We start from the raw sequence: 13,082 nt of genomic DNA, 5'->3' as shown, positions 1-13,082 counted from the left end.
TTTCTACAGTTTCTTTCTAATGTCTTTCAATTGTGAACGGACACTAGCGTCAATAACATGGTGGTTAATATTGACAATGAAGCCACCAAGTATTTCTCGATCAATATGTTCGACGACATTACGTACCCGGATATCAAAACGTTTTTCCGTCAAGGTAGCAATGCGTTCTTTCTGCTCATCCGTCAAGGGTTGAACCGATGTCACGACAGCGTCGAAAGCATTTTTGTGTTTGCTAATTTTGAATAAAACTGTCTCCAGAATTTCTTTTAGCAAACCAGCTTGGCCATTTTGAATGACCGCTTCTACCAAGTCGTTGACAAAACGATATTCTGACTGACGAAGAGTCCGTAAAAATTCTTCTTTATCTTCCAAAGAAACGGTGGCTGAATTCAAAATCCGACCTAAATGAGTTTCCTTAATGATGTCAAGAATATGCTCTACTTCATCATAAATGTGCCAAATATCTTCTCGGTCATAAACCTGTTCAACAAATGTCTGAGCAATTTTTTGCACGAATGCATCTTCTCTTGCTGCCATTATTTGTCTCCCAATTTATCAATATAACGGTCAATTAAATCGCTATGTGCTTTCTCCCCGAGATCTTCAAGAATAATTTTCCCAGCCAAATCAACTGCCAATTGAGCAACTTGTACGCGGAGCGTTTCTTGTGCTTCACGTTGCTCAGCAGCAATTTCCAATTGAGCTTTTTCTTTCAACGTCGTCACTTCAAGATTTGCTTGTTCTACCAAGTGTTTTTTCTCGATTTTCCCACGTTCAATCGCATCTTCTACAATGCGTTTTGCTTCAACTCGGCCTTCTGTTAATTCTTTTTCGCGTTGTTTCACTAATTCTTCTGCTGCTTGATTTTTATCAGCTGCCTCATCCAAGTCGTTAGCGATTGTTTCCGCACGCTTTTCAAAGATTCCAGTAATGGCATCCCAAGCAAAGCCACGGATCAACACTAACAGAATCAAGAATGACGCAGTTACTAAGATAAAGTTACCAAGCACAGCAGCTGTTGTATTCAATACTGTAAACATGAATTATCTTTTCCTTTCCTCTTAATTCCCGCCTGAAATTTTCTTGTCCAAATACATGGAAACCAACATCACATACACATATGCTTGCAAGCAAGAAATAAATGCAGAAAATGCTGTCCAAATAATATTTAACAACAAGGCGATTGGATAAGCATAAGGTTTATAATTCGCCATTTGCAACAAGAGAGAAACAAGTACTTCCCCTGCAAAAATATTACCGTAAAGACGCAATGCCAAAGAAGCTGTATTGGTTACCTCTTCTAAGATGTTCATTGGTGTCATAGCGGCTGGCGTTACAAAACCTTTCAAATACCCAAGAAATCCCTGGCGTCGAATTCCTTCAATATGACAGAAAATCACTGCCATAAATGCCAAACCAAAGTCATAAGCCATATTGGCTGTTGGTGATGTCCAAAGATTGTATCCGTTGATCTCAATTTTTGTCATCAGACCCAGGTTATTTGCAACCAAGAGGAATGTTAATAAGGTAAAGAAGAACAAGCTATAGTGTTTTGCTTCTGTCTCACCAAGATTTCCCTTCGTGAAGTTGATAGCCAATTCATAAAAGAATTCCAACACATTTTGCTTGCCCTTAGGCTTGAGTTGCATGTTGCGACTCGCCCAAAATACCAAGAAAAAGATTGTTACAATCGTAACAGCTGATACTAACACAAGTGTTAGATCAAAACTTACTGGTCCAAGGTCAAGGGTAGGATTTACACTCTCTTCCATTGAAGTTTCCCCCTTCTTTTAACTATCCGTTATTAGCCACGGAACAAGAAGGTCATACCCAAGGTAACAAAGAATGTACCTTCGATAAAGGCTACTCCGAGGAATACCCCTGTCAGTAATTTGCTTTGCAATTCTGGTTGACGAGCTGTTGAGTTCAAATATGCAGAAACCAACAAACCTTCACCGATACTTACGCCTAATGTAGCCATACCTAATGCCAATGCAGACAAATCCATTTTGAAATTCTCCTTTAAAATTTAATACCTAGTTAGCATACTCCTAAAAATGACGTTTGTCAAGAAAAGTTAGAGTGAAAAGTGTTGCCTTTTCAGTTCATCACTCAATAATTTTGCATCCATTCTATTCACTTCATAATCAGCAAACCATTTTTTGATAAATTGAACGAATGATATCGTTATATCGTTCGTTTGTTTGCTTTCTAATAAATAAAATGAGCGTTGATAATTCTTACCAAGTGAACGAAACGGCAAACCACCGCACAAACTTTCAGATACAATTGAACAACCAAAACCATTTCGAATAAGTGCTAGAATGACCTGATTACTCCCGATTTCTAATCGAGGAAGTTGAATATCTTCTTCATCTAAATATTGAGCAGTGTAAAAACGTAAACCAGAATCAACTTCGCGAATTAACCATGGCCCATTCTTCACATCACCAGCAATCACTAATTGATCAGTGATTAAATTATGACGGCGCACACTTGTATCAGATAAGGGCTTTTCGATAAGTCCCAACTGAATATTTTTATTTTTGATATTCTCAAAAACATCTTGAGAATTCATAACGTCAACAGAGAAAGATATACTTGGAAAGTTTTTGTATAACTCTGGTAATAGCTGCGGTAAAAGTTCTGTTGCAAAAGTATGTGAAACAGCTATACGACACTGCTGCACATATTTAGTGTTATCTTGAATCTGTAGGCAAACTTCTTCCCAGTCTTGCAAAATATGAATACAAGTTTGATACAATAAATCTGCTTGAAGCGTTGGAATAATATTTTGCCGTCCATTTCGAATAAATAACGACGTATTTAACTCCGTTTCCAATCGCTTAATTTGAACAGAAACTGTAGATTGAGAAATGAATAGAATATCTGCGGTCTGTGAAAAATTTTTCACTTCATAGACTGTTTTAAAAGTTTTTAATAATCGTAGCAATTGTCTCTCCTTTATTATTAAAAATTTTATATTTATTATTATAACACTTAATAATAAATATAAAAATGATATGATATAATAATGAGCAGTAACGGAGGAATAATATGAAAACAATAAATAAACATATCTTACCTGGACTGATTTTATCAGTCGTTATTGCAGTACTTGCCAAATATTTGGCAAATTTCATCCCGAGTATCGGGGCAGCTAGTCTTGCCATCTGTATCGGTATTATCTTAGGTAATACAATTTGTCGGAAAAAAAGTTTAAACAAAGGAACAAAATTTTCGGAAAGCCAGTTATTGGAATATTCAGTTGCTTTACTTGGTTTAACTGTTACATTCCAAACCATCGCTCGTCTTGGTTTGGCTGGATTAATTTATGTAGTGATTATAATGACAAGCATTATTTTATTCACGGTCTTTTTAGGAAAAAAATTAGGATTTAAGGACGAAATAGTTTTAATGATTGCCGGAGGAAACGCGGTATGTGGATCATCTGCCATTGGGGCAATCGCTCCAGCAATTTGTGACGAGGAGGACAGTGAAAACAATAAAGATAAAGGACAGTCCATCGTTTTAATCAATTTATTAGGTACTATTTTAATGTTTGTTATTCCTTTATTAGGAGTGAAAGTATTCGGCTTTACAGATTTAGCCAACAGTGCCTTTACTGGTGGTATATTACAGTCTGTTGGACAAGTTGTTGCATCCGCTAGTTTGATCAACGAAACAGTGACTCAATATGCAATGTTATTCAAAATTACACGGATCCTCTTCTTAGTTGTTGTCGTATTCGTATTTGAAAAATGGATGCTAAAAAAATCTGATGTAGATACTACTTTTGCTACTACTGATTCCGCTAAAAAATCAAAATTAAAAAGTATTCCATGGTATATCTTAGTCTTTTTAGCCTTTTGTTTAATAAATAGTTGTGTATCATTACCAGATGCTATCGGTTCAACTTCTAAACTGATCTCTGGTTGGTTTGAAATTACAGCATTGGCAGCTATTGGTTTACGCTTAGATTTTAAAAAGTTTTTACACGAAGGACCTCGTTTCCTAATTTACATGGTACTCATCGGTTTATTCCAAATAGGTATTTCTGTTCTATTAATTTTTGTATTTAATATTCGATAATAAAAGAGAAGTGTAACCCTTTTGTATAATCCTATCCATTTTTGTAACTATTTAAATAAAATATCTGACCTGATTGATTAAATTCAGTTGGGTTTTTTTAGTCTTGAATATACAATATAAATGCACAATAAAAACTCATAAGAAATTCTAGTAAAGAGGAAAACTTATGAGCTACCACCATTTTACTATAGAAGAACGAGAAAGTATTCTGATTTATTATACGCAAAGGTTAAACCTAACTCAAATTGCTAAGTTATTAAATCGTCATCCGTCCAGTAGTGGGAGGATAAATTGAACTAGAAAAATCAAGAAAAGGCTCGAAACGAAAGGCTTCAGACTATCTCAACGTCGCCATTCGTCGGATCATGAAGAAATTAAAATTGAATTCCCTCTATCAGAAAGCTAGCTTCAAACCTCATGCTAGAGGGAAAAATGAGGATCCAATCCCAAATCACTTGGCGAGACATTTTCACCAACAAAGGCCACTGGAAGCTATTGTGACAGACTTGACCTATGTGCGTATTGGTAGCGTTGGGCTTATGTTTGTTTCATTATTGATCTCTTTAATCGCGAAATCGTTGGCTCATCTGTTGGTTGGCACAAGACAGCATATGCTATAATCCGGCTCAAAAGACACCCAAACAAAAGGATGTTTTAAACGCTATGACGAAGAGTTTAAACAATCTCTCGTCAATCTCTACCAAACAGGGAATCCCCTGTAAAGATTACGGTATTTCTCATTCCGCATTAGCTCGTTCTCTACCTATTATATAGCATCCTCAATTTGCGAAATTTCTTCTACAAAATGTCTAGCCATATCTTCAATATTTTTATCCATCGTGTCAATCGTAATCGCATCATCTGAAACCTTATCCGTATCTGCAAAGAATTCGATATGGTTCCGTAGGTTGACGAGTTCAACTGGAGCATCTCCACCATACTCACCATCCAAGTTCAGCATTAAGCGATTCTGATCATCCAGAGATTCGATTTGTAGCTTCTTGGTTTTGAGATACTCAATCTTATCACTATCAACGTGTTTCCCACCGTCTAAGACCAAACGAATCAGATGTAAGATTTCAAAGAGATTGCCCGTTTTCACGATGATAAGGGTAAATAGTCCATCATCTAACTTGGCATCTGGGACAATTTGCTCAAAGCCTCCAATCGAATTGGTCAAGGCCGCAAAAATCATTGAAGTCTTCCCTTCAAACACACCCTTGTCATGTGTAATACGAACTGGAGTAAATTGTACACGAGGCAAGAGCTCTGCTCCCTTTACTACATAGGCGAGGTAGCCAAACATGGTTTTCAACTGGCTGGGCACACTATAGGTCAATTCTGTCAAAGTTCCCGCTGCTGCGATGTTGATGAAGTAATTCTCAAAAGCCTGATGATTTTTCATAGTTCTGGCATGTCCGATATCCATCAAGACGGTCTGATTTTTTCCAATCATCCGGGCAGCTTCAACTGGATTTCCTCGAGGAACTTTCAAGGCACGAGCGTAGTCATTGGTTGTCCCAGTTGGAATAATAGCCATTTTCGGTCGTTTTTCCAAGGATGCAATCCCGTTAACCACTTCGTTGATGGTGCCATCCCCACCAGCAGCAATAATCAGGTCAAAACCCGCTTTGGCTGCACGTGTCGCTTCATTTTTAGCCGAGTCTTTTTCTGGCGTCGTCTGAAAGGCAGAGGTTTCGTAGCCAAATCCTTCTAGAATATCCAAAACTTCCGCCACATTTTTTTTCATGATTTCTTGACCAGATGTTGGATTATAAATCAATCTTGCTCTTTTTCTATGCTTCATGTGTCTTCCTTACAAACTTTCTAACCATGCTTCATCTTGGATTTCGATTCCTAATTCTTGTGCCTTGGTTAATTTGCTACCCGCATCTGTCCCAGCTACGACAATATCTGTTTTTTTCGATACAGAGCCTGCGACATTTGCACCTAAACTTTCTAACTTAGCCTTAGCATCACTTCGTTTAAGGCGTTCCAATTTACCTGTTAAAACCACCGTTTTCCCTGATAAAATAGTACCTTCTACTGCCACCTGACCAAGATAGGCCAAGTTTACTTCCGCCTCTTTCAATTCCACAAGCAATTGCTGGGCACCTGCTGATGAGAAGAAGGTCGTCAAGGACTTGGCAATGACTTGTCCCAAACCATCTATGCTTGCAATCTCATCCATCTCTGCTTGAGCCAGATTTTCTAAATTGCTGAATTTTTCCAACAAAATCTTGCTAGCCTTACTGCCCACATGGCGGATTCCCAAGCCAAACAAGAGCCGTTCTGCGGAATTTCCCTTGGATGTTTGAATCGCCTGGTAGAGTTTCTCGGCTGATTTTTTTTGGAAACCTTCAACCGTCAGCAAATCCGCTTCTTCCAATCGGTAAATATCCGCAACATCTTTGACCAATCCAGCTGTAAACAGTTTCTCAACAATCGAAGTCCCCAAACCAGCAATGTTCATAGCATCTCGACTGGCAAAATGTTCCAAACGACTCATAATTTGTGCAGAACAGATTGGATTGATGCAACGCAAAGCCACTTCGTCTTCGTAATGCAGAAGCTGGCTACCACAAGACGGGCAGAACTGCGGAATTTCCATTACCTCTTGGTCTGTACGCTTGTCCTGAACCACACGTAAAACCGCTGGAATAATATCTCCTGCCTTATAGACAATAACCGTGTCTCCGATACGAATATCTTTTTCAGCAATATAGTCCACATTGTGCAGGGTAGCACGGCTCACGGTTGTCCCAGCCAGCTGAACCGGACTAAGATTAGCCGTTGGTGTCACAACCCCCGTACGTCCTACTGTCCAGTCAACCGACAAAATCTCTGCCTGCTTTTCTTCTGCTGGAAATTTATAGGCAACTGCCCAGCGTGGCGCCTTGACTGTGAAACCTAGTTCTTCCTGCATGGCCAAGTCATTGACCTTAATCACCACTCCATCGATATCGTAAGGGAGTTCCTCTCGCATGGCAGCGATTTTTTCAATAAAGTTCCACACATCATCCATGCTCTGGGCAAAATGGTATTCATGATTGGTCACAAAGCCCAAGTCATCCAAATGCTGCAAGACATGTGACTGGCTGTCCGTTGTAGTCGGGCTAGCCACCTGATACAGGAATGTAGCCAATCCACGACTGGCTACAACTCCAGTATCCAACTGGCGCAGCGTCCCAGCTGCTGCATTTCGTGGGTTTGCAAACTCGCTTTCTCCCGCTTCTTGACGTTGCTGATTGACCCGAGCAAATGAAGCACGTGGCATATAACACTCTCCACGAACAGTAATGGTTTCAGGGCGGGTTAGCGTCAAGGGAATGCCTTGTACCCGCTTTAAATTTTCAGTGATATTTTCTCCAACAGAGCCATCACCCCGAGTTGCTCCAACAACTAAGTGCCCATTTTCATAGGTCAAAGAAATGGACAAGCCATCGATTTTCAACTCACAAATATAGGTTGCTTGTGGAAATTCCTTTCGGACACGCGCGTCAAAACTTTCCAACTCTTCACGTGAAAAAGCATCCTGCAAGCTAAAAAGAGGATACTCATGTTGGTATTTTTCAAAACCTGATAAAATCTTCCCGCCGACACGATGAGTCGGGCTATTGGGCAAAACAGCATCTGGCTGCGCTTCTTCTAGGGCAACCAGCTCACGGTAGAGTTGGTCGTACTCGGCATCGGAAATACTCGGTCGGTCTAATTCATAGTACTCTTTGGCATAACGATTTAATCGTTCAACAAGTTCATTCATTCGATTTTTCATATACTTATTATACCACGGTTTCTTAAGTTTACCTTACTACAAAGCTGACTTTCCTCGTGAATTTTTTTCTAAGAAAGGGTATAATATAGAAAATAAAAAGGAGGTGCCGTCATGGCTGTTACATTTAAAAAACAAGACGATTTAGAAAAAATGCTGGAACAATTTGCATCATTTGACTTATTGGAAGAAGTTGAATTTCCTGATCCTAAATCAAGAGACAAAAGCGTAACTAACAACAAAGAAGATAAAAAATAATGGCTATTTTTCATCAATTACCAACTAGTTTATTGCAGGCAGGAGCTATTTTTCTATCCATTATGATTGAGGCTCTGCCTTTTGTGCTTATTGGGGCCATTATTTCAGGCTTTATCGAAGTCTATATTTCGCCTGACGTGGTCCACCGTTATCTTCCTAAAAATAAGTTTCTGCGCATCTTATTTGGGACCTTTATCGGCTTTTTCTTTCCGTCTTGCGAATGCGGTATCGTCCCGATCGTGCACCGATTTCTGGAGAAAAAAGTCCCTACTTACACGGCAGTCCCTTTCCTAGCGACTGCTCCCGTTATCAATCCCATCGTACTGTTTTCAACCTTTACAGCCTTTGGAAATTCTATTCGCTTTGCCCTCTTTCGTGCCTTGGGTTCTGTGATTGTCGCTATGGTTTTAGGAATTTTTCTAGGATTTCTAGACACTTCTTCTATTCTGAAGAAGGACATTGAAGTAGAAGGAACCCACCAGCATCACCACCACAAAAGTTGGAAAAAAGTTGGCTACACTCTCGTTCATGCTATCGACGAATTTTTTGATACAGGGCGCTATTTAGTATTTGGTTGCCTCTTTGCCAGTCTGGTGCAGGTCTATGTCCCAACTCGCTTATTGACAAATCTTGGCCACAGTCCTGTTTCTGCTATTCTTGTCATGATGCTGATGGCATTTCTATTGTCACTTTGTTCAGAGGCTGATGCTTTCATCGGTGCTTCTTTTCTAGCAAGTTTTGGGCTCGCTCCTGTTATGGCCTTTTTAGTTATCGGGCCTATGATTGATATTAAAAATCTCCTTATGATGAAGCACTACTTCAACAATCGCTTTATTATCGAATTTATGGCTATTATTTCTATCGTTATTTTAGGATATAGCTTAGTGATTGGAGGCTTATAGAATGACACGATTCCTCATTTTAGCGGGCTACTTTGAGATGACAATGTACCTCTACATCTCTGGAAAATTAGACCAGTACATCAATCTGCACTACTCTTACCTAGCCTTTCTGTCCATGATTTTAGCCTTTGTTTTGGCCATAGTCCAACTGGTCGTTTGGATGAAAGACTTGGAAACGCATAGCCATCTGACCAAAAAATCAGCCAAATTCGCAAGTATCACCTTGCTAACCCTGCCGCTCTTGATTGCCTGGACCTTCCCGACTGTCAATCTAGACTCTGCAACTGTGGCAGCCAAGGGCTACCATTTCCCACTCGCTGCGGGGGTAGATGCAGGAACGCAACAGCAAGAGGGAACCTCTGTGCAGTACCTCAAACCGGACACTTCTTCTTACTTCACAAAAGCGGCCTACACCAAGGAAATGCGAGCTGTAGCCGATCAATTTATCAAAGAAGACAAAATCGTCATTACGCAAGAGAATTACATGGCTGTGATGGAAGTTATTTATGATTATCCTGAAGAATTTGTCGGAAAAACGATTGAACTGACAGGATTTGTCTATAACGACCCCGACAATGCCAATCAGCAATTTCTCTTCCGCTTTGGTATCATCCACTGTATTGCCGACTCGGGTGTCTATGGTTTGTTGACAACAGGTGACCAGCAAAAATTTGCAGACAATACCTGGGTCAAAGCCAGCGGAAAACTCACACTAACCTACCACAAATCTCTCAAACAATCTCTTCCTAGTCTTGAATTGCAGAGCATTCAAGAAATTCAAACGCCAAAGAATCCCTATGTTTACCGTGTTTTCTAAGAAAAAACGAAATATAAGTGAATTTTCAGAAAATTTATGGTATACTAAAATGAATATTTTTAGAATTGGAATGAAACGATGACAACACCAGTATTATTTACAATTTTTGGAGCCAGCGGGGACCTTGCAAAACGCAAACTCTACCCATCACTTTTCCGTCTTTACAAGGCAGGACACATTGCGGAAAATTTTGCCGTTATTGGAACTGCTCGTCGTCCTTGGACAAAAGAATTTTTTGAACAAACCGTTATCGAATCCTTGGGAAACTTGCCGGACAATCCTCGTCAAGCGTACGAATTTGCCAGTCACTTCTACTACCAAAGCCACGATGTCAATGATACAGAGCACTATGTTGCCCTGCGTCAACTGCAAGCCAAACTAGGCCAGCAGTATGGTACACAGGAAAACAAGGTTTTCTTCCTTTCTATGGCACCCGAATTCTTTGGAACCATTGCAAAACATCTTAAATCCGAAGAAATTGTCAATGGTAAGGGCTTTGAGCGCTTGATTATCGAAAAACCATTTGGTACGAGCTTGGCGACTGCCGAAAAACTCAATGCTGAATTGGCTGAAACATTTGAGGAAGACCAAATTTACCGTATTGACCATTATCTAGGTAAAGAGATGGTGCAAAATATCTTTGCCGTTCGCTTCGCCAATATTATCTTCGAGCATATCTGGAACCGCGACTTCATTGACAATGTGCAGATCAGCTTTGCAGAATCAATTGGTGTCGAAGACCGAGGTGGCTACTATGACCACTCTGGTGCGCTGAAAGATATGATTCAAAATCACGCACTGCAAGTCCTATCTATTCTGGCAATGGATACACCAAAAAGCTTTAACGAAGCCGATGTTCGTACTGAGAAAATCAAAGTTTTCCAAAATCTGAAAAAGCAGACCAATGAGGAAATCAAGCGCAACTTCATCCGTGGACAGTACACAGATGGCCAAATTGACGGTCATACTTACGCTGCCTATCTAGATGAGCCAAATATCACAGAGAATTCTCAAACAGAAACCTTTGCAGGTGGTGTCTTCTTTGTAGATACAGACCGCTTCCGCGACGTTCCCTTCTTTTTCCGAACTGGAAAACGTTTGACCGAAAAAGGAACTCGCGTGACCATTGTCTTCAAAAAAGCGACTGATATTTTTGGACAGCATGCAGAGCAAAATATCCTGACCATCTATATCCAACCAACCGAAGGCTTTTCTCTCTTTATCAACGGGAAAGAAGTTGGTTCAAGTTTCTCACTCACTCCTGCAAAATTGAGCTTCCGCCACAATGCAGATGCTCTTGGGAATTCACCTGAAGCCTACGAAAAATTGTTCTTCGATGTCTTAAATGGCGACTCAACTAACTTCAGCCACTGGGAGGAAGTCAAGGCGAGCTGGACATTTATTGACCAAGTCGTTCGTATTTGGCAAGAAAACCAAGTGCCACTTCACCTCTATCCAGCTGGTAGCATGGGGCCACAGGCTGCATTTGACCTGCTTGAAAGCTATGGAACCGACTGGCACTGGAAACCAGATACTTGGTACCGTGAACGCGGTTTATTGTAACAACAAGAAAAGAACCTGAGACTCAGTCCTAGGTTCTTTACTATTTTTAGAATTAGCAGTTTGACGCAGAGGTTGACTGAATGTTCTCATTCCTTGCCATACAAGTAATTTCGAATCTTGTGACTAACTTTGTTAGTTCTATCTCCAACCTTCAAAGATTCCCCTGAACCTTTGAAGCTAGTCAACTGTGCGGTGGTGGGTTAAAAAGGTATGGGAGACCTTTTTAAGCTGGAAACGGAACTTGCAAGGTAAGTGTCCGCAAAATCGATTTCTGCGAAATCACGATTTTTGTCCCACTCTCTTTTATTCTTCTTACACAAGTCCTTCAAGAAGTCCTTTCATGAAGTCTTCTGAATGGAATTCTCCGATATCGTCAATCTTTTCACCAAAGCCGATGAATTTAACTGGGATATCTAGTTCTTCACGCACCGCTAGGACAACACCACCACGGGCAGTTCCATCAATTTTCGTTAGGACCAAGCCTGTCAGAGGGGTAATTTTTGAAAATTCCTTGGCTTGACTAAGCGCATTTTGTCCAGTTGAGGCATCGACAGCTAACAAGGTTTCATGCGGAGCGTCTGGTAATACACGTTTGATAATACGACCAATTTTTTCTAACTCAGCCATGAGATTATCTTTATTTTGAAGACGACCTGCGGTATCAATCATGAGAATATCTACATTTTCTACTATAGCACGTTCCATCCCATCAAAAACGACTGAGGCTGGATCTGACTTTTCAGGGCCAATTACCACCGGAACATCTACTCGACGTCCCCATTCAGCTAACTGGGCAACTGCTCCCGCACGGAAGGTATCTGCTGCGACCAACATGACTTTCTTGCCTGCTTGCTTGTATTTGTAGGCTAATTTCCCGATTGAAGTTGTCTTACCAACTCCATTTACCCCTACAAACAGCATGACAGTGAGATTGTCTTGAAGATTGATTTTTTCATTGTCAAAACCGTCTTTTTCATAGATATCTACTAGTTTTTCAATGACAACACGTCGCAAATCTGCTGAAGATTTGGCATTTTCTAACTTGGCCTCATAGCGCAAGTCTTCTGTCAATCTTGAAGCCACCTTGACTCCGACGTCTGAAAGAATCAACAATTCTTCCAATTCTTCAAAGAAATCCTCATCTACTGTACGGAAATTGGCAAAAAACTCATTGAGTTTGGCCCCAAAACCAGTCCGTGTTTTTTTAAGACTACGGCTGTATTTTTCTTCCTGTGTCTCAGAAGGTGCGACTTCGTCGTCTTCTTGTGGCGCTTCTACTTCTACAAGACCAGCCTCTGACTTGGTCTGGATAGCGACAGATTCGCCCGTTTCCGCTGCTTGTTCCAAGCGCTTAGCGGCAGCTTCTTTTGCTGCATAATAAGCCGCAACTTGAGCAGATTGGCTAGGAGTTTCGACTTCTTCTACCTGTGGTTGGACTTCAGCCGAGACTTGTTCAGGCTCCTCTATATCAAGAACCGGCTCTTGTGTTCCTTCAGGTTCCTCAGTTGAAGCGTCAGTAACTGCTTCCTCGGTCTCGACAGGAACAACATCGGCTTGTTCTGGAGTGACATCTGAACTGTCAGTGGCAGCATCAAGAGTTTCAGAAGTAACTTCCTCTGAAAAAATCTCTTCTGTCTCTTCTTTTTTACGACTAAATAGTCGGTCAAATAAACCCATC

At 40.5% G+C, this 13,082-nt stretch carries 13 protein-coding genes and 3 pseudogenes; 8 read left to right on the top strand and 8 right to left on the bottom strand.

Going from position 1 to position 13,082, the window contains the following annotated elements; all coding sequences use genetic code 11:
* Positions 1-3: 3 nt before the first annotated feature.
* From ABID27_RS01705 to ABID27_RS01685, 5 genes are all read right to left on the bottom strand, one after another.
* Complete coding sequence (locus ABID27_RS01705) at positions 4-537, bottom strand: F0F1 ATP synthase subunit delta (RefSeq protein WP_253362987.1); 534 nt, start codon at positions 535-537, stop codon at positions 4-6.
* Positions 537-1,040: a F0F1 ATP synthase subunit B gene (gene atpF, locus ABID27_RS01700; RefSeq protein ID WP_354279788.1), complete on the bottom strand. Its 504-nt coding sequence runs from the start codon at positions 1,038-1,040 to the stop codon at positions 537-539. Before atpF ends, ABID27_RS01705 begins: the two co-directional genes overlap by 1 nt.
* Positions 1,041-1,061: 21 nt before the next feature.
* On the bottom strand, positions 1,062-1,772 hold the full coding sequence (gene atpB, locus ABID27_RS01695; protein WP_253362983.1) for a F0F1 ATP synthase subunit A: 711 nt from the start codon (positions 1,770-1,772) through the stop codon (positions 1,062-1,064).
* 32 nt (positions 1,773-1,804) lie between these two features.
* Complete coding sequence (locus ABID27_RS01690) at positions 1,805-2,008, bottom strand: F0F1 ATP synthase subunit C (protein ID WP_222348028.1); 204 nt, start codon at positions 2,006-2,008, stop codon at positions 1,805-1,807.
* Positions 2,009-2,077: 69 nt separating this feature from the next.
* Positions 2,078-2,953 carry a LysR substrate-binding domain-containing protein gene (locus ABID27_RS01685; protein WP_354279787.1) on the bottom strand — a complete coding sequence of 292 codons (876 nt, stop codon included), beginning with the start codon at positions 2,951-2,953 and terminating at the stop codon, positions 2,078-2,080.
* Positions 2,954-3,057: 104 nt separating this feature from the next.
* Here ABID27_RS01685 and ABID27_RS01680 point away from each other — a divergent pair, with 104 nt between their 5' ends.
* The 4 genes and pseudogenes from ABID27_RS01680 to ABID27_RS10215 all read left to right on the top strand — a co-directional run.
* Positions 3,058-4,092: a YeiH family protein gene (locus tag ABID27_RS01680; RefSeq protein ID WP_354279786.1), complete on the top strand. Its 1,035-nt coding sequence runs from the start codon at positions 3,058-3,060 to the stop codon at positions 4,090-4,092.
* Positions 4,093-4,258: 166 nt separating this feature from the next.
* A pseudogene (locus ABID27_RS01675) lies at positions 4,259-4,378 on the top strand (helix-turn-helix domain-containing protein); the annotation flags it as partial.
* A 9-nt stretch (positions 4,379-4,387) separates the two neighbouring features.
* A pseudogene (locus ABID27_RS01670) lies at positions 4,388-4,702 on the top strand (IS3 family transposase); the annotation flags it as partial.
* Between the two features lie 43 nt (positions 4,703-4,745).
* A pseudogene (locus ABID27_RS10215) lies at positions 4,746-4,848 on the top strand (transposase); the annotation flags it as partial.
* Positions 4,849-4,858: 10 nt separating this feature from the next.
* Here ABID27_RS10215 and ABID27_RS01665 read toward each other — a convergent pair.
* Positions 4,859-5,899: a diacylglycerol kinase family lipid kinase gene (locus ABID27_RS01665; protein WP_354279784.1), complete on the bottom strand. Its 1,041-nt coding sequence runs from the start codon at positions 5,897-5,899 to the stop codon at positions 4,859-4,861.
* 9 nt (positions 5,900-5,908) lie between these two features.
* A complete protein-coding gene (gene ligA / locus ABID27_RS01660) occupies positions 5,909-7,867 on the bottom strand; it encodes an NAD-dependent DNA ligase LigA (protein WP_354279782.1) in 1,959 nt (652 codons plus the stop codon).
* Between the two features lie 111 nt (positions 7,868-7,978).
* Between ligA and ABID27_RS01655 the strand changes: the two genes are divergently transcribed.
* The 4 genes from ABID27_RS01655 (at position 7,979) to zwf (ending at position 11,404) form a co-directional block, all read left to right on the top strand.
* On the top strand, positions 7,979-8,122 hold the full coding sequence (locus tag ABID27_RS01655) for an SPJ_0845 family protein (protein WP_253362977.1): 144 nt from the start codon (positions 7,979-7,981) through the stop codon (positions 8,120-8,122).
* Positions 8,122-9,024 carry a permease gene (locus ABID27_RS01650; RefSeq protein ID WP_354279781.1) on the top strand — a complete coding sequence of 301 codons (903 nt, stop codon included), beginning with the start codon at positions 8,122-8,124 and terminating at the stop codon, positions 9,022-9,024. Before ABID27_RS01655 ends, ABID27_RS01650 begins: the two co-directional genes overlap by 1 nt.
* 1 nt (position 9,025) lies before the next feature.
* Complete coding sequence (locus tag ABID27_RS01645; protein ID WP_354279780.1) at positions 9,026-9,841, top strand: TIGR03943 family putative permease subunit; 816 nt, start codon at positions 9,026-9,028, stop codon at positions 9,839-9,841.
* 78 nt (positions 9,842-9,919) lie between these two features.
* A complete protein-coding gene (gene zwf / locus ABID27_RS01640; RefSeq protein WP_354279778.1) occupies positions 9,920-11,404 on the top strand; it encodes a glucose-6-phosphate dehydrogenase in 1,485 nt (494 codons plus the stop codon).
* Positions 11,405-11,716: 312 nt separating this feature from the next.
* Here zwf and ftsY read toward each other — a convergent pair whose 3' ends face one another.
* Positions 11,717-13,081, bottom strand: a complete 1,365-nt coding sequence (gene ftsY, locus ABID27_RS01635) for a signal recognition particle-docking protein FtsY (protein WP_354279777.1) — start codon at positions 13,079-13,081, stop codon at positions 11,717-11,719.
* Position 13,082 lies beyond the last annotated feature (1 nt).

The organism is Streptococcus gallinaceus (genome assembly GCF_040545695.1).
GTDB lineage: Bacteria > Bacillota > Bacilli > Lactobacillales > Streptococcaceae > Streptococcus > Streptococcus gallinaceus.
Note: the sequence above shows the minus strand (reverse complement) of the source record. Positions and strands in the feature narration are given on the sequence as shown.